The organism is uncultured Dysosmobacter sp., assembly GCF_947631165.1.
Classification (GTDB): Bacteria; Bacillota; Clostridia; order Oscillospirales; family Oscillospiraceae; genus Oscillibacter.
This window is the reverse complement of record NZ_CANRKH010000020.1, coordinates 1-16,712: the sequence shown is the minus strand read 5'-3', so window position 1 is coordinate 16,712 and position 16,712 is coordinate 1. Positions and strand designations below refer to the sequence as shown.

19 protein-coding genes, 1 tRNA gene and 2 pseudogenes are annotated in these 16,712 nt (G+C 59.2%); 21 read left to right on the top strand and 1 reads right to left on the bottom strand.

Annotated features, from left to right (window positions below):
- Positions 1-75: 75 nt before the first annotated feature.
- The 14 genes and pseudogenes from Q0Z69_RS10565 to Q0Z69_RS10500 form a co-directional block, all read left to right on the top strand.
- Positions 76-1,635: pseudogene (locus tag Q0Z69_RS10565) on the top strand (C40 family peptidase); the annotation flags it as partial.
- 17 nt (positions 1,636-1,652) lie between these two features.
- Entirely contained in the window at positions 1,653-1,910 is a 258-nt protein-coding gene (locus Q0Z69_RS10560; protein WP_298033116.1) for a DUF4315 family protein, read from the top strand.
- Positions 1,907-2,584 carry a DUF4366 domain-containing protein gene (locus Q0Z69_RS10555; protein ID WP_298033113.1) on the top strand — a complete coding sequence of 226 codons (678 nt, stop codon included), beginning with the start codon at positions 1,907-1,909 and terminating at the stop codon, positions 2,582-2,584. Before Q0Z69_RS10560 ends, Q0Z69_RS10555 begins: the two co-directional genes overlap by 4 nt.
- Positions 2,581-2,757 (top strand): hypothetical protein, encoded by a 177-nt coding sequence (locus tag Q0Z69_RS10550; protein WP_298033110.1) that lies wholly within the window; start codon positions 2,581-2,583, stop codon positions 2,755-2,757. The genes Q0Z69_RS10555 and Q0Z69_RS10550 overlap by 4 nt, the downstream gene beginning before the upstream one ends.
- Before the next feature lie 4 nt (positions 2,758-2,761).
- Positions 2,762-3,133, top strand: coding sequence for a cysteine-rich VLP protein (locus Q0Z69_RS10545; RefSeq protein ID WP_298033108.1), 372 nt, complete (start codon positions 2,762-2,764; stop codon positions 3,131-3,133).
- 165 nt (positions 3,134-3,298) lie between these two features.
- Positions 3,299-4,267 carry a hypothetical protein gene (locus tag Q0Z69_RS10540; RefSeq protein ID WP_367272298.1) on the top strand — a complete coding sequence of 323 codons (969 nt, stop codon included), beginning with the start codon at positions 3,299-3,301 and terminating at the stop codon, positions 4,265-4,267.
- Positions 4,268-4,277: 10 nt separating this feature from the next.
- Positions 4,278-5,066 carry a hypothetical protein gene (locus tag Q0Z69_RS10535; RefSeq protein WP_298033104.1) on the top strand — a complete coding sequence of 263 codons (789 nt, stop codon included), beginning with the start codon at positions 4,278-4,280 and terminating at the stop codon, positions 5,064-5,066.
- Between the two features lie 2 nt (positions 5,067-5,068).
- Positions 5,069-5,419 carry a plasmid mobilization protein gene (locus Q0Z69_RS10530; protein WP_298033101.1) on the top strand — a complete coding sequence of 117 codons (351 nt, stop codon included), beginning with the start codon at positions 5,069-5,071 and terminating at the stop codon, positions 5,417-5,419.
- Between the two features lie 267 nt (positions 5,420-5,686).
- Positions 5,687-5,980: a CD1845 family protein gene (locus tag Q0Z69_RS10525; protein ID WP_298033098.1), complete on the top strand. Its 294-nt coding sequence runs from the start codon at positions 5,687-5,689 to the stop codon at positions 5,978-5,980.
- A gap of 155 nt (positions 5,981-6,135) precedes the next feature.
- A complete protein-coding gene (locus tag Q0Z69_RS10520; protein WP_298033227.1) occupies positions 6,136-7,503 on the top strand; it encodes a relaxase/mobilization nuclease domain-containing protein in 1,368 nt (455 codons plus the stop codon).
- 523 nt (positions 7,504-8,026) lie between these two features.
- A complete protein-coding gene (locus tag Q0Z69_RS10515; RefSeq protein WP_298033095.1) occupies positions 8,027-8,980 on the top strand; it encodes an S-layer homology domain-containing protein in 954 nt (317 codons plus the stop codon).
- Positions 8,981-9,079: 99 nt separating this feature from the next.
- A complete protein-coding gene (locus tag Q0Z69_RS10510) occupies positions 9,080-10,876 on the top strand; it encodes an S-layer homology domain-containing protein (protein ID WP_298033092.1) in 1,797 nt (598 codons plus the stop codon).
- A 298-nt stretch (positions 10,877-11,174) separates the two neighbouring features.
- Positions 11,175-11,594, top strand: a pseudogene (locus tag Q0Z69_RS10505) (sigma-70 family RNA polymerase sigma factor).
- A 688-nt stretch (positions 11,595-12,282) separates the two neighbouring features.
- Complete coding sequence (locus Q0Z69_RS10500) at positions 12,283-13,887, top strand: recombinase family protein (protein ID WP_298033089.1); 1,605 nt, start codon at positions 12,283-12,285, stop codon at positions 13,885-13,887.
- Positions 13,888-13,940: 53 nt separating this feature from the next.
- On the opposite strand, the gene Q0Z69_RS10495 is transcribed toward Q0Z69_RS10500, so the two are convergent.
- Positions 13,941-14,016: transfer RNA gene (locus tag Q0Z69_RS10495), tRNA-Ala, on the bottom strand.
- Positions 14,017-14,052: 36 nt separating this feature from the next.
- Between Q0Z69_RS10495 and Q0Z69_RS10490 the strand changes: the two genes are divergently transcribed.
- From Q0Z69_RS10490 to Q0Z69_RS10460, 7 genes are all read left to right on the top strand, one after another.
- Positions 14,053-14,310, top strand: coding sequence for a hypothetical protein (locus Q0Z69_RS10490; RefSeq protein WP_298033085.1), 258 nt, complete (start codon positions 14,053-14,055; stop codon positions 14,308-14,310).
- Between the two features lie 82 nt (positions 14,311-14,392).
- Positions 14,393-14,635 (top strand): helix-turn-helix domain-containing protein, encoded by a 243-nt coding sequence (locus tag Q0Z69_RS10485; RefSeq protein ID WP_298033082.1) that lies wholly within the window; start codon positions 14,393-14,395, stop codon positions 14,633-14,635.
- 215 nt (positions 14,636-14,850) lie between these two features.
- Positions 14,851-15,273 (top strand): hypothetical protein, encoded by a 423-nt coding sequence (locus Q0Z69_RS10480; RefSeq protein WP_298033080.1) that lies wholly within the window; start codon positions 14,851-14,853, stop codon positions 15,271-15,273.
- A gap of 14 nt (positions 15,274-15,287) precedes the next feature.
- Positions 15,288-15,560, top strand: coding sequence for a hypothetical protein (locus tag Q0Z69_RS10475; protein WP_298033077.1), 273 nt, complete (start codon positions 15,288-15,290; stop codon positions 15,558-15,560).
- Positions 15,557-15,892 carry a hypothetical protein gene (locus tag Q0Z69_RS10470; RefSeq protein ID WP_298033075.1) on the top strand — a complete coding sequence of 112 codons (336 nt, stop codon included), beginning with the start codon at positions 15,557-15,559 and terminating at the stop codon, positions 15,890-15,892. The genes Q0Z69_RS10475 and Q0Z69_RS10470 overlap by 4 nt, the downstream gene beginning before the upstream one ends.
- Entirely contained in the window at positions 15,885-16,160 is a 276-nt protein-coding gene (locus Q0Z69_RS10465; RefSeq protein WP_298033073.1) for a hypothetical protein, read from the top strand. Before Q0Z69_RS10470 ends, Q0Z69_RS10465 begins: the two co-directional genes overlap by 8 nt.
- A partial coding sequence (locus Q0Z69_RS10460; RefSeq protein WP_298033071.1) for a hypothetical protein occupies positions 16,148-16,712 on the top strand: 565 nt, incomplete at its 3' end. The genes Q0Z69_RS10465 and Q0Z69_RS10460, both read left to right, overlap by 13 nt.

Genomic DNA, 16,712 nt, shown 5'->3' with positions numbered 1-16,712 from the left:
CCTCGGCCCTCTGACGGCGACAAAGCTGGTGTCGATCCCGGCCCCGCCGCCCCGGAGCCTGACACGCTCCGAAAATCCCGGCTCCGTATGGAGAAGCGGGGCGACAAGCTGAACACGGCCAGGGACAAGCTGGCCCGGCAGAAGCCCTACAAGTCCCCCGGCCCGGTCAGACGGGCGGCGGGCTTTGCCGGGCGGAGCGTTCACGGCTTCGCGCATGGCAAGGTTTACGAGGTGGAGCATGAGAATGTGGGAACCGAGGGGGCCCACCGCTCCGAGCTCGTGGCCGAGGCCGCTGGCCGGAAGGCGGTGCGCTTCACCAGGCAGCGCATCCGTACCCATCCGGCGCGGGCGGTAAAAAAGGCCGAGGGCAAATCGGTCAAGGCTACAGCGGATTATCATTTCCGGCAGACGGTGCTGGAGCACCCGGAAATGGAAAAGAAAAACGCCCTTTCCCGGCTGTGGCGCAAGCGCCAGCAGCGCAAACGGTATCAGAAGCAGGCGCGGGAGGCCGCCAAGCAGGGGGCCAAGGCAACGGAGGCAACCGCCACCGCAACAGAAAGGATCGGACGGGCCGTGGCGGGCTTCGTCAAGCGCCACCCCGCAGGCGTGCTCATCGCCCTGCTCTGTATTCTGCTGGTGGTAGTCATGCAGTCGTGCGGCTCGTCCCTCGCCGCCATCGGGAACGGCCTGACCGGGAGCGTGGCGGCGACCACCTATCCGGCGGAGGACGCCGATCTGCTGGGGGCCGAGGCCGCCTATGCGGGGCTGGAGGCGGATCTACGATCCATGCTGGCGGGCTACGAGGCCACCCACAGCTACGACGAGTACCACTTTGATTTGGACGGCATCGAGCATGACCCCTATGTGCTGCTGTCTATCCTGTCCGCGTTCCACCCGGAGGGCTGGACGTTGGCAGAGGTGGAGGCCGACCTGCAAACGCTCTTTGACCGCCAGTATATCCTCACCGAGTCCGTGGAGGTGGAAGTGCGGTATCGGACAGAAACCCGGACGGACAGCGAGGGCAACACCTATGACGTGGAGGTGCCCTACAACTACTACATCTGCACCGTCACGCTGGAAAACTTCAACCTGTCCCATGTGCCCGTGTATATCATGGGCGAGGATCAGCTATCCCGGTACGCCCTTTATATGGTAGCGCTGGGAAACCGGCCCGACCTGTTCCCCGGCTCCGCCTACATCGGCAAATACGGCGGCCCCGTCACCACCTACGACATACCCCCGGAGGCGCTGGAGGATGAACAGTTCGCCGCCATGATAACCGAGGCGGAAAAGTATCTGGGCTACCCCTACGTTTGGGGCGGCTCCAGCCCGGCCACGTCCTTTGACTGCTCCGGCTTTGTGTCGTGGGTAGTTAATCACTGTGGCGTGGGCTGGGACGTGGGACGGCTGGGGGCAACAGGACTGTATCACATCTGCACCCCTGTTTCCAGCGCCAACGCCAAGCCCGGCGATCTGATTTTCTTCCAGGGCCCCTATGACACGGACGGCATGAGCCATGTGGGTATCTACGTCGGAGGCGGTATGATGATCCACTGTGGCGATCCCATCCAGTACGCAAATATCAACACCAGCTACTGGCAAGCACATTTCGCCGCCTTTGGGCGGCTCCCGTAAAGGAGGACTGACAACCTATGGCAATCAGCAAAAGCGCGAAGATCCAGGCTGAGATGGAAAAGGTCAAGGCCAAGATCAGCGACCAGCAGACCAAGCTGAAGGAATTGGAGCAAAAGCACCGGGAGGCGCAAAATGAAGAGATCGTTGACATCGTGCGGGGCATGAATATCTCCCTTGACGAGCTCCCCGGCCTGCTCCAGACCATGAAGGCCGGAGCTTTGGGACAAAGTGTCCCGAAGTCCGAGGCCCCGGAAAAGGAGGATATGCCTGAATGAGAAAACTGCGGTATCTGACGGCGGCGCTGTGCGCCGTCGTTCTTTTATGCGGCTTTACGTTCCCGGCCTACGCCAGCGGCGGCGAGGCATGGGAGGACGTGGAAACCGTGACGAAGGAGCCGGTGCAGACTACCGAGCCCACCCCGGCCCCCACGGTGGAGCCGACGCGGGAGGGCCTGACCCCGGTTAATCCCCTGACCCCGGATGGCCAGGGCACGCTGTTGGACAATGCCACCGGCGAAGAGGGCAAGGAGTTTTTCACCATTACCACGGCGGACGAGTCTGTGTTCTATCTCGTCATTGACCGCCAGAAAAGCGGTGAAAACGTGTATTTCCTCAATACCGTTACCGTGGACGACCTGATGGCTCTTGCCGAGCCCGGCAAGGAGGAGGCCCCGGCCCCTGCCGTCACGCCGGAGCCGGAACCGGCCCCCACCCCCGATGTGGAGCCGGAGCCTGAGCCGGAAAAAAGCAACGGCGGCATGGGTACGCTCCTGCTGGCGCTGGCTGTGGTGGTGATCGGCGGCGGGGCTGGCTGGTACTTCAAGATTTACCGGCCCAAGCAGCAGCGGGCCGCCGATCTGGAGGAGGATGATTACCCCGACGGGCCGGAGCCCAGCTTTGAGGACGGGTACGACGATACCCCGCCTTGGGACGAGGGGGACGGTGAATGAATTTTACCGCCAGCCTTTATGAGCGTGAAATGAAAAAACCGCCCAGCAAAGAAGCGCCGGAGCAGACGGGGGCCCCCAGGGGCTCCCGCTGCTCCGGCTGTCCCTACTGGCGGGGCATCCGCTGTGTGTCCTGTTACCGGGAACTGCTGAAAGACTTTCCCCGTGGGAGGTGACGCTTTGGAGGAGTCCCGTGAATTGACCCGTGAGGAAAGGGCGGCGATCCGGGCGCTGGTGACGCGCTGGTGCGCCAACTATGACCGGGAGTATGGCTGCCTGCCGCTGGACTGTGAGTGTTATATGCTGGGGAAATGCTGGACGGGGGCTTATTGCCGCTATTTCCGGGAGTCGGTGCTGCCCCTTGATCCGGCGCTGGAGGCCGCCCTGCTTACCCAGGGGCCGGTATCTTCCCGGCCCTGCCCGGTCTGCGGGCGGCCCGTCCCTCGAAATGGGCGGCAGCGGTACTGTTCCCCGGCCTGTCGCAAGGCGGCGCTTCGGGAGCAGAAGCGGGCGCACATGAGGAAAAAGCGGGGCTGGACTGTGGAAAATTAGGCCCCGGAAACCCCTGATATTACAAGGTTTTTCAAGACGCAAAACCGGGTGTGCCGTATGATTTATCGTCCTGCCCGGTTTTTGCCCTGATACGTTCCACATTTTAGGCCGCCGCTTTGGGACAAAGTGTCCCGAAGCGGCGGCCCATCTTTGCAAGGAGGTATTATTCTGAAATATTATGAAATCGACGAGGCGGCGGCGAAGCAGGCCAAGGATATGAACAGCTTTTCCGACTACGCCCCCGGCTCCGCCACGGCGGGGTATCAGGCGATGGTGGACGAGGCGTATGCTCTGGCCGAGCGTCAGAAGGCCCGTGTCGATCCCATGTACCATGAGAAGATCGACGCGCTGGTTGACCGCTATGCCCGCAAGCTGGCCGCCAATCTGAACGAGGCCAACGTCATTGACGCCCGCGTACCCTCTATCCTGATTGCCGGGGGCTCTAATTTCCCCGTTCAGAAAAAGCACAAGCAGAACGCCGCCCGTGACCGCAACATGGGCGAGTATATGGAAATTCAGGGGCTTTTGGATAAGATCAAGTCTGTGGGTATGGGCGGGATCAGCGCCGATGATATTCACGCCGTTGAGAAACTGGAGGCAAAGCTGGCGGGGCTGAAGGCCGATCAAGAGCATATGAAGGCTGTAAACGCCTATTACCGCAAGCACAAGACGCTGGAGGGCTTCCCCGGCCTGCCCCCGGATGCTGTCGGGGAGCTCCAGGCGTCTATGGCCCGTGACTGGCGGAAAGACCCGGTGCCCTATCCGTCCTATCTGCTCTCCAACAACAACGCCAACATTCACCGAATAGAGCAGCGCATTTCCGACCTGAAAAACCGGGCCGAGTTTGTGGGCTGGGAGTTTCCGGGCGGCAGGGCCGAGGTGAACGAGGGAGAGAACCGGCTGCAACTGTTCTTTGACGAAAAGCCCACCGTGGAGCAGCGCCGGGAACTGAAAAGCGGCGGTTTCCGCTGGGCCCCGTCCCAGGGTGCGTGGCAGCGGCAGCTTACGAAAAACGCCATCTATGTGGCGGATCGGATCAGCTTTATCAGGCCGGAGGGCGGCGGGAGCATTTCCGCACTCCAGCCGTATAACCGCCGACAGGAACGTTCCGGCCCCGACAAGGGCGACAGATAAAGGAGGGTATATGGACAAAAATCAAGGATACGTCATCGAGAGGGCTGTCCTGTTCGATAATGGCCGGGGCGTGGCGCTGGGCCACAGTCCCACGGCCCCTGATCCCTATGTGACATGGATGTTTACCCAGCGCGAGGATGGCAGACGGGATTATGAGTGGGGGCATTATGGCCCCGATGGGGACGCCGCCCAAAAGGATTTTGACAAGCGTGTGTACGAGTATCAGCACGATTTTCCCTATAAGGCTCAGGTGGTGCAAACCGAAGCCCCCGGCCTTTATAAGTATTACTCCACCCAGCGGCCCGTGGACATCGGCACGTTCCCAAAGCTCCCGCACAATGCCCCAGACGAAATCGTGAACTATGACAAACGCATCCCTGTGGAAAATGAAACAAGGCTGGCGTGGGGCCATCTCACCTACACCAAGCCTTTAGCGGATAAGGAGATGCAGGATTACGAGCTCCGTCCCTCCCGTGATAATCCCGACCTGCGGCGGATCATGGAAGAGCAGACGCAAACCGTAGGTCAATGGGAGGAAGCCCGGCACATTCCCGATCAAAAACGGTTGACGTGGTTTTATCCTGACTTTGGTTGTTATGTGCTGAAAGAGTATGTTTCCCCGGAGAAGCTGGCCGCCGCTGCGGAAAGCGTGGAAGTGTCCATAGCTGCCAAACGTCAGCGGGGCCGGGTGAAGCCTGCTCCCATTTCCGAGCAGATGAAGGAGGCCCAAAGGCTGGCCCAGAAGCACCAGGGCCGGGCTGCCCCCGGCAGGGAAGCTCCCGACAAGGACAACAGATAGGTATGGACGGAAAGAAACGCCGCCGCCCGATCCATCTGCACGTCATGGTGTCCGAGGAGGAGCAAGCCCTGATCCGGGAGCGCATGGCCGAGGCGGGCGTCCGCAACATGGGGGCCTATATGCGAAAAATGGCCCTCAATGGGTATGTGCTCCACGTTGACCTCTCGCCCGTCCGGGAGCTTGTCTCCCTGCAAAGGCGGTGCTCCAACAATCTCAATCAGGTGGCAATCCAGGCCAACACCTACGGCGGGATTTACCCCAATGACATCAAGACCCTGCAAAAAGATTATGCTGACCTGTGGGGGCCGCTCTCCGACCTGCTGAAAAAGCTGTCCGAGATCGTGGCCCTCTGACCTGCCGGGGAGCGGTACGCCGCTCCCCGGCCTTTGCGACTTCGGGACATGGGGCCCCCGCAAAGTCGGTAGACTTTGTGGGGCGAGGAGGCGCAACGGAACGGGGCGAGCTTTGGGACATTTTGTCCCGAAGTGAGCGGAGTGAAGTTTGTGCCGACGAGTCCCGAAGCGGCAAAGGCCGGAGGCATCCTTGTCTGTCCCTCCCGGCAGAGGTATAATATAGGTAGGGAAAGTCCTGCGTTTTCAATACTTTTGGGAGGTGTTTCTATGCGTATCATTCTAAAAATCCTTGCTTTTCCTGTTGCGGCGGCGCTCTCGCTGGCTGTGGCGGTGCTGTCATTTCTGAACGGGATAGCGGGCACAATCCTGAATATCCTGTGCAGCCTGTTCGTGCTGTGCGCTCTGTTCTCCCTGTTCGTGCAGGGTGATACCGCATGGGGCATACGGGGCCTTGTGACGGCGTTCTGCATTTCCCCCGTTGGCCTGCCGCTTCTGGCGGAGCTCCTGCTGGACGGCCTGGGTGGGCTGTGCGGCTCCATGTGGGGCTACATCATGGCGTGAAATAAGTATTGGAGCTTTGGGACACTTTGTCCCGAAGTGGACGGGCCGGGCGGCAGCTACCGCCCGGCCCTTTCTGTATGGAGGAGGTGAGGCCCACGGCCACAACTTATTTGAAAGCCCATCATATCAGCGGCGGCAAAAGCATTTTGGAGTCCATGCAAGACCGTTTCGACTATGGGAAAAATCCTGAAAAGACGTTGGATGGGGCTCTGATCCGCTCCTATGAGTGCGATCCCATGACAGCCGACGCGGAGTTTCTTTTGAGCAAGGCCAAGTACAAGGCTATCACGGGCCGGGAACAGAAACGGGATGCGGATGTGCTGTGCTATCAGATCCGCCAGTCCTTCCCGCCGGGGGAGCTTGACCCGGAGGCGGCGCTGGAGATCGGTTATGAGCTGGCTATGCGCTGGACGAAGGGCAATCACGCTTTTTTCGTGGTGTCCCACGCAGACCGGCCCCATCCCCACGTCCACATTTACTACAATTCCACAACGCTGGATTGTACCCGTAAATACCGGGATTTTATAGGTTCTGCCCGCGCTCTGCGCCGGCTCTCCGACAGGGTGTGTCTGGAGCACGACCTGTCTATCATTCAAAATCCCAGGCTGCACAGCAAGGGAAAGTTTCTGCATTACGGTCAATGGCTGGGGGCGGATCGTCGGCCCTCCCAAAAGGAACAGCTACGGGCAGCCATAGATACCGCTCTTGCCCAGCGGCCCGCCGATCTCCCCGCCTTTCTCTCGTTGCTGGAGGCCGCTGGCGTTCAGATACTTCACGGGCGGGGCGGCGTCCTCTCATTCAAGCTCCCCGGCTATGATCGGCCCGCCCGCTGGCGGAGCTCCACGCTGGGGGCCGGGTATGGCCCGGAGGATGTGGAGGCCGTCATTGACCGCAAGGCCCCGGCCCGGCCTGCGCCCGCAGGCGGCGGCCCGGCTCCACGGCAGAAGATCAACCTTGTCATTGACATTCAGCAGCGCATGGCCCAGGGTAAGGGCCCAGGCTATGAGCATTGGGCCAAGCTCTACAATCTGAAACAGATGGCCGCCGCCCTGCAATTTCTTCAAGAGAACGGCCTGACCGACTATGACGCGCTGGCGGAGAAAACCGGCGAGGCAGTTGACCGGGCGCACACGCTGGCTGGGGAGCTCCGGGACGTGGAGGAGCGGCTGGCCAGGACTTCCGCGCTCATGGGGGCCGTGGTGGACTACGCCAAGACCCGGCCCGTGTTCGACGGCTATAAGGCCGCCCGGTACAGCAAAAAGTATCTGGCGGCGCATGAGGAGGAGCTTGATACCTACCGGGCGGCGAAGGCTTCTATCAATGAACTTTTGGACGGCGCTAAGCTGCCCCGGATGGAGGAATTGAAACGCTCCCGCCGTGAACTGGCGGAAAAGAAAAAGGCCGTCCATGCCGAGTACCGGCAGGCTCAGCGGGATATGCGGGAGCTCGTCACCGTCAAGGGGAACGTGGATCACCTGCTCGGCGTGACGGTTGGGCGGGACGATAAGGAACAGGCGCGTTAGCGGCCTGTGACGCAGACAATACTTTGGGCGATGGGGCCCCCGCAAAATCGTAGATTTTGTGGGGCGAGGAGGCGCAACGGAACGGGGCTCACTTTGGGACATTTTGTCCCGAAGTGAGCGGAGTGAAGTTTGTGCCGACGAGTCCCAAAGTGCCGGGTTTGGGGAGGCTCCCCAACAAGCATTTTTGCGGCCCCAACGGGGCGCAAAAATAGCAAGTGTGTCCACACTTGCCCTGCTTGCCGTTTCGTGCGCGGCCTGAAACGGCCCTAAAAAATGCGGAGCATACACCAAAAGCCTTGTCAAGCGGAGCCTTATCTGTTATAATGAAATAAACTTTTTGGAAAAGGGCTTGACAAACATGAAGTTTTGTGCCACCGCTAAAGCAAGCAAGCATAGCGATAGCTATGTAGTTTGGTTATGCCCTAAAACCGATACTGTTTGGGATCAGGCGCGTTCTATCCTGCCAAAGGCAGGATAGAACGCGCTTTTTTACATCCAAAATCAAAAGGAGAGGAAGAATCACATGAAGAAGAGGCTTTTATCCCTTGCGCTGGCCCTGGCCCTCTGCCTGGGGCTGACCGTCCCCGTAATGGCGGCGGAGCCGTACACCTATGAGGATGAATCCATCGCAATCACCAATGTGGTAAAAGTGGAAAAAAAAGAGGGCGATATTGCTTTCACCTGTGTGGTGCCTGTGACCTTCAGCGCCCGTGGGCTCTCCGCAAACGACAAGAGCAGACTGTATGTAATGACCTATGAAAATCCCGACGAGGTCACTATCGACAATTTCCAAACGGCGGGAAATATAACCGGACAGATAGAGACGGATACTGTAAAGGAGCCCGGCACCTATATGATTGAGGTCATGGTGGACTCCGAGGATCAGGGGCATTGCTTCTGGAATTATCTCCTGATCGTTCAGGACGGCGGCGCAGACCCCACCCCCGCCCCCAAGCCCAATATTACAGATCCTTCAACAACCACGCCCCATTTTTCCGATGTCCCAGCAGATGCCTACTACGCTGATGCCGTGATGTGGGCCATCGAGGAAAACATTACCGCAGGCACCAGCGCCACCACCTTTTCCCCCAATGCAACCTGCACTGAGGCCCAGATATTGACGTTCCTCTGGCGAGCCAAGGGCTCCCCCGCACCCGGCAAGCCTGTTTCCTCCACTCAGTACTACGCACAGGCCGCCGCATGGGCCGTTGAACAGGGAATTGTCGATGAGTTTGAAGCGGATATCCCCTGTACCCGCGCTATGGCTGTTTCCTATCTCTGGAAGCTGGCGGGCAGCCCCGCGGCCTCCGGCAGCGCCTTCACCGATGTGCCCGCCGGGGCGGACTACGCCCAAGCCGTAGCCTGGGCCGTCAAGAACGGCGTCACCAGCGGCACCAGCCAGACCACATTCTCTCCCGACACCACCTGCACCCGGGGGCAGATCGTCACCTTCCTGTATCGGGATTTGAAAAAATAACCTGTTATTTCAGCGAAGCGGTTACGTCCTGCGCCCGCGCAGCTTACCGCTGTGCGGGCGCTCTTTTCCATCCAAAATCAAAACGAGAGGAAGAATCACATGAAAAAACGGCTTTTATCCCTTGCACTGGCCCTGGTCCTCTGCCTGGGGTTGGCTGTCCCGGCGTCGGCTGCCCAGGCTCTCCCCACAGCCTCCAGGGTGGAGACCTCCCTGGCCCACGTCTCTCAACCCTTGACAGAGGCCGACTCATCGGGTGCTTCCCTTTTTACCTATATCGACTACTTCTTTGTCATCGACCGGCAGGGGGTCCTCTGGCAGTATAGGAACGAAAAACACGCCCTGGACGTCCCTTCCGCGGGATTCCAGAGAACCTGGGTGGCCGACCATGTGGCCCAGATCGGCGAAACTGAGCACGGCATCGGCATCCTGAAGACCGATGGGACCTTTGTCTTTTACCGCGTTGGGGATGAGGAGAAGTTCTATCCCGGCGTCACAGGGGTGGTCTCCGTCCGTGGGACTTACTACCTCACCGGACAGGGCGAGCTGTACATGTATTACTGGGACACCGGCGGGGCCTACATCATGACGGAGGAGGGCAGCCGGAGAGAGCGGGAGGCCGGCTTCAAGACAAAGCTGATCGCCTCCAACGTCATCAGCTTCAACAGTGCGGAGGGCTACGTGACGGCGGACAACACCATCCATTCCGGCTCCCAGTCCATCAAGGGCAGCTCTAAGATCAAGACTGTAGTGATAGGAGATCGGAGATCCGCCACCTACGGGATACGCACCGCCTTTGCCATCGATACAAACGGCAAGCTCTATGGCTGGGGGAATAACACCTGGGGGACCGTGGGAAACGGTGGCAGCTTTGACAGCAAGCAGTTTGAATGGTGGGGATCTATACCCACAGACATCCCCCTCCCCTACACCCTCGTTGTCAATGATATGACCCCTATCCTGGACAACGTGGAGGAGGTCTGGGACAGCGACGCGATCTACGCCCTGGACAGGGAGGGAAACTACTGGACCTGGGGAGATTATGACCAGCCGGCCACCATGACAGCCTACAGCACGCCCCCGGCGGACTATGATTATGTGAAGGATAGCCAGGGCTCCACCTACTACGTAAAGGAGGTGGCGGACAGCTTCCCGCTGGGCAAGCCCTACGCCTCCCCACGGAAGATGAGGGCTGGGGAGACGGTCACCATGCTGTCCGACTATCGCCAGGGCGAGGACGGGACCATATACGCCACGTACCGAGACGTCGAATACGCCCTTCCCCACACCGGCGGCATCCTGGGGGGCCCGCTCCAGTACACCGTGGGCGCTTCCGTCCCCGACCTCACCGCCCCTGACATCCAGCCCACTACCCCCACCCCCACGGAGGGTTTCACCGACGTTCCCGCCAGCGCCTACTATGCCGAGGCGGTGGACTGGGCGGTGGAGAATAACATCACCGCCGGCACCAGCGCCACCACCTTCTCCCCTGACAGGACCTGCACCACGGCCCAGATCCTGACCTTCCTCTGGCGGGCCAAGGGCTCTCCCGAGCCCAAGGCCGGCGACTCGTTTAGCGACATTTCCTCCAGCGATTACTTCTACAAGGCCGCGCTGTGGGCCAAGGAGAAGGGGTTAGTATCGGGCGATACCTTCAACGGCGACACCCCCTGCACCCGCAGCGCCACGGTCACCTATCTCTGGAAGCTGGCGGGGCGTCCCGCGGCCTCCGGCAGCGCCTTCACCGACGTGCCCGCCGGGGCGGACTACGCCCAGGCCGTGGCCTGGGCCGTCAAGAACGGCGTCACCAGCGGCACCAGCCAGACCACCTTCTCCCCCGATACCACCTGCACCCGTGGTCAGATTGTTACCTTCCTCTATCGGGATATGGTAAAGTAATATCCAATATATTTATCAGGCAGAAAAGGAAGCTTGTAGTGCTTTTATTCGCTGTCCGGCCACCTGACTCATCAAAAAAGACCGGGCACCGGACAGAAATGTTATAACAACGATTGCGAAATAACTCGAAAATCAAGCGAATATGTTGTTTCCTGCGCTCGTACAGCTTCATGCTGTGCGGGCGCTTTTTTATATTGCTTCGAGACAAAGTGTCCCGAAGCTGGCGATCCCCGGTGCCGGGGGCCGCCTTGTCCTCCGTTTCGACCTATCCCTAAAAAACGAAACGGAGGAATTACAAATGACAACCATCAATCTGAAGGATTTTTACCCGTGGTACATAGAGGATCAATTTATCGAAGTATCTGACGCCGTGGCGGAGGAGCTTCGGGCCAGCCGCAAGGCAGAGGCCGCCCACCAGCGGCAGCTTACCCGCAACAAGGCGCAGTGCTCTCTGGACTGCGACGATGGGATCGAATATTCGGCCTGTATGCGAGCCCACGCCGGAGGAACTGTTGGAGCGTATGGAGCTTTTCCATCGCCTGTGGAACGCCCTCAACTCTCTGCCCGAAACGCAGGACCGTGGGTAGACGCTCATCTTATCCTTGGCATGAGCTATCGAGAGATTACCAGGGCCGAAGGTGTAGATAAGAGCGCGGTACGGCGCTCCGTCCTGAGCGGTATCGCACAGATGAAAAAATATTTGAAGAAAAATCCCTGATTGCCGTCTCCATTTGAACGTTTTTTGTCCTTGGTATATGAGAGGTCTTTTCTGATCTTCTCGACAACTAAATAGCAGCGGCTCCGAGCTGTTGCGGGGAGCCAACGGAGGGCGCTGATAGCGCCAAGCCGCAAAAGGGGCGCCACCCCTGCGGCCACGATCCGCATGGGCAGACGAGCTGTCCCTCTGAGCCGCTGCATCCCCTGCGGGGGCGTCACGCAATCACTTTCTGTCTTATGACAGGTCGAGCATACAGCGCGGCGCTCCCTTTTCTCATGCAATCAACTTTGAGACACTTTGTCCCAAAGCAAACGGAAGAACAAAATGTGGCCTGTGGGCCACCATTTCTCCCCAATGGACTATGGGAGGAGAAGCCAATCCAATCACTTGTGAGGAGGTTTCTCATGCCACACGAAAGACACAGCGCCAACTTCTCTATTGACGGCTACGAGGTTTCCGCCACTTTTGCCGGCGCTGGAAACCGAACGGCTATCAGCCACGCAAAATAGATCTTACTTTCTGCTTTTGTTGCCAGTACCTCCGGCTTCAAAGGCATCCTTGCAATATCCTCGGAACAGAGGGATAATAATGGTGGGGGTAATCCTCATGTACCTTGAAAATTGCATATCTCCTGTGTATTGAAAGCGTCCTTTCAACCCCGAGCAGTTTGAAAGGACGGTATCAATATATGGAAAACCGAGTTTACTGTTTGTACAGAGTGTCCACCGACAAGCAGGTGGACTATAACGATAGGAGCCAGGCCGACATCCCTATGCAGCGGAAAGCCTGTCACCGTTTCTGTGACAAAAAAGGCTGGACGATCATTCACGAAGAGCAGGAGGATGGCGTTTCCGGCCATAAGGTACGGGCCGAAAACCGGGACAAGCTGCAAATCATCCAGGAACACGCAAAGCAGGGTAAGTTCGATATTTTCTTGGTATTCATGTTTGACCGGATCGGGCGCATCGCGGACGAGACTCCCTTTGTTGTTGAATGGTTTGTCAAGAACGGCATCCGCGTCTGGAGTACCCAGGAGGGAGAGCAGCGGTTTGATAATCACACGGACAAACTCACCAACTACATACGGTTTTGGCAAGCTGACGGCGAAAGCGAAAAGACCTCGATCCGCACAAAAACCGCCCTCGGACAGCTCGTCGAGGAAGGCGGCTTTAAGGGCGGCATGGCTCCGTATGGATATGACCTTGTGAAAAGCGGGCGGTTCAATAAAAAGAAGCATGAACTCTTTGAGCTGTCCTTAAACGAAACAGAGGCCGCTGTGGTACGGATCATCTTTGAAAAGTATGTCCAGGAGGGCTACGGGGCCCAGCGGATCGCTACCCACCTGAATAAGCTGGGCTATCGGACCCGGAGCGGCAAGATGTGGCACCACGCCACGATCCGAGGGATCATTTGCAACCTCACCTATACCGGCGTTCTACGGAGCGGTGAAAGCCGATCTAAACTGCTGCCCCACTTGCAGATCATATCCCTGGAACTATTCGAGGCCGCTCAGCACATCCGCACTTCCCGCGCCAATTCTGCCGAAGCGGAGCGCACAGTTCCCCGCAACATAGCAGGCAATTCGCTCCTGTCCGGCAATGTCTTTTGCGGGCATTGCGGTTCGCGGCTCAACCTCACCACAAACGGCAAGGCATACCCCTGCAAGGAAGATTCCAATCGCACTGTCAAACGGGTGCGGTATATCTGTTATGGCAAGACCCGCAAGCAGACCGAATGTGACGGGCAGACCGGGTATACAGCTCATATTCTCGACGGTATCATTGACAAGCTGGTACGGCAGATTTTTGAACGCATGAAATCTGTCCCGAAGAGTGAGATCGTCAACATACGGTACCGTGAAAAGATGGAGGAACGGAAAAGCCTGCTACAAGGCATCCGGGCGGACTATGCGAAAGCTGCCGCTGATCTTGATATGCTGAAAAGTGAAGTCATCAAATCCCTGCGCGGCGAAAGCGCATTTCCCAAAGACCTTTTGGGCGCTATGGTAGCCGAGTCTGAGACAAAGTGTCTCGAACTTCAAGAGCAATTTGAAGCGGCCCAGGCCGCCTGCGACGAAGGAAAGGCTGTTCTCGCTTCGCTGAACGCACAATATGACGATATTATTTCGTGGGCTGATATGTACGACACGGCCAGCATGGAAGCGAAGAAAATGATCGTGGGCTGCCTGATCAAGTGGGTGGAGGTCTACCGGGACTATAAGCTGCACATTGATTTCAATATCGACTTTGTGCAGTTCAGCATGGGGCTGGACGTTGTGACGATTGCCGCATAAAAAACAAAACCTCGCTTCTTTTCAGAAGCGAGGAAATGCACTTTTCCTTGATATGGTGGAGATAAGCGGGATCGAACCGCTGACCTCTTGACTGCCAGTCAAGCGCTCTCCCAGCTGAGCTATACCCCCAAGTCAAGAACATTGATTAGTATAGCAGGTCCTTTTTTGATTGTCAATATGTATCCTTCGTTTTTTCTCAGTTTTTTGCCAGCCATGGAATGGAGCGCTTCTGCGGTAGGCTCTTCGTTTCATGAGTGGCGTACTTTCCCTTCCTTTTATTTTGACCGCTTCGTCTTTGATAAGCCTCTGCTTCTGACAGCTTCCATGAAAATTTTCCCTGACTGTCAGCAGTCTAAATCCTTTGGTGGTTCTCACAGCTCATCCCGGCAGACGGAAAATAAAAATTTGGTTTTTTTCCGTTGAGAGTAAGATTAACTGCGACAGCACCTCAGAGGTGCTTCGCAGTTATTTTTTTATCGCACAGACAGAGAGGGAGGCGGCACCAATGGCCTACAAGTACCTCGACCTGACGGCCCGCCGTACCATCGAGGCCCTCTACCTCGCCGACAACGACGCCACGCAGATCGCCGAGGTGCTCGGCGTCCATCGGTCGACCATCTACCGCGAGCTTCAGCGGGGGGCGACAGGCGAGACAGACCACAACCTGCGCCCGGGATATAGCGCCGAGCTCGCCGAGAGGCGGCTGCGGGCCAGTTTCAAGCGCAGGGGCAAAAAGCTGGACGGCTGAGCCAGCGAGCCAAGAACACCCGGCAAGGCCGGGCCCAAGAAAGGAGGCGGCACCAATGACCAGACACGACACGACCACGACAAGCTACACGGCCGAGCGGATCCCCGCCCGGGCCTGCTGAGTCGTCGGTCGTGTTTTTCGTTCTGATCGCTGGCCGCCCCACCACCAAGAGCCCCGGCACCTGCCGGGCCAAGAAATGAAAGGAGAGCATCACCATGACCCACGATCCCAATGTGTACGGCTACGTCAACGGCAAGCCCACATACAGCCGCGACGAGTTCATCTTCGCCAAGAGGGGCCGCGGCCCCATCGAGGACGACGCTGACCTCCTCGCCTTCGCCGAGAAAGTGACGAGCGGCTGGTATAGCGCCGGCTGGCGCATGAAGTTCACCGACTTCTACCTCAGCGACTACGCCCTCAGCGAGCCCGTCGCCAGCCTGACGCGCAAAGAGTTCAACCGGCTCAGAGAGCTCCAGCAGCAGGCCCGGGCCGCAGAAAAGGCCGCGGACGAGGCCCGCGAGTGGCGCCACACGGACACGATCTACTATGCAGACAACAGCGTCGAGGAAATCTGGACGGACAAAGACGGCAACGAGAAGCGCGTGATGACGGTCGGCCCCCACGGGGACGCCTGCTGAGAGGAGGGCGCAACATGGCAGCGAAAACCTACAACGGCATCCACACCGGCTACGGCTGCAAGGTCGACGAGGATCTCCACGGCGGCCCCTACGGCAGCATCCTCGTCGCCTACTACGAGTGCAACAGCATCCGCGAGGCGGCTGAGCAGGCCCTCGACCTGCTGGACACCAACTACGCGGTCACGATCTTCTCCGGCGGCTACTTCAACCCGAGAACCTACTACAACAAGAGGGAGCTGCGCCGCGACTTCGCGGCGTGGCTCAGCGGAAAGGGGGCGACGGCATGAGCAAGGTCGACGACGTCATGCGGATCATGAGCGCAGAGCTCGACCGCTACCGCAACTCCATCCCGCGCAAAGCCTTCGTCCGAGCGATGGAGCGCGTCATCGAGGAGGTCATCGGGCCCTCTGAGGACATCCACCAGACGGCGCCCGGCATCCAGATCATCAAGCAGCCGGACATCACCGCCGACGATCTCGCCGGCCTGCTGTCAGGATGCTGCCCGCCCTACCAGTACAGCGAGGCCGTCAACTGCGACGACGTGAGCTGCCGAAACTGCTGGCGGGCATGGCTGGAGACTGGCCGGCCGCCCTGCAAAGGGGGCGGGCCCAATGCCTGACAGCTTCAGACCCTACGACCTGACCCTCCTCTGCCGGGCGGCCTTCCCCGCCCGGCTGCTGGAGGGGGACAAGCCCGCCATCGTCGAGGTCACGGTCTACCGGCTCAACGCCACGGCCGTCGCCTGCTACGACATCGACGGCCCCGAGAGCGTGCTGCACCACCTCGGCGCCAGCGCGGCCGACACCTACATCACCCGACACGAGGTCGACGACATCGTCACCGTCGTCCACATCAACCGAGAGGAGGCAGACACATGGCAGCCCTGAGAGACATCGCCCGCAGCTTCGCCGCCGAGATCCGCGACGGCATCGGCTGGGTCATCGTCTACCGCACCGGCCGCTCGTGGCACGGCGTCACCGTCTGGAGCGACGTGGCGTCAGACGAGTGGGAGACCGACGACATCAACGAGGCCCTCGACGTGCTCAAGGTCGACCCGAAGGCCGTGCTGCTGAACGGCTACTACTGCGGCCACTTCGCCGAGGACATGACCATCGACCAGATCGCCGCCGGCATCAGATGGCACTACGAGAACGGCTACAACCAGCTCGCCACCACCGAGGTCATCAGCGACATCGTGGACGGCATCGAGGAGGCCCGGCTCAGGGCCGCCGAGGCCGGACTCCCCTTCAGCGACCGGCTGGCCGACGGCGCCGAGGACGAGGTCAACCCCTACGTCTACGACGGCAGCATGACCCTCGAGGACTACGAGGCCATGCAGGCCGCCAGAGAGGCCGACAGGGCCAACGAGGAGCTCGCTGCCGTCGTGAGGGCCCGGGCCCCCAACATCAGCGAGGAGGCGATGCAGCAGATCCTCGACG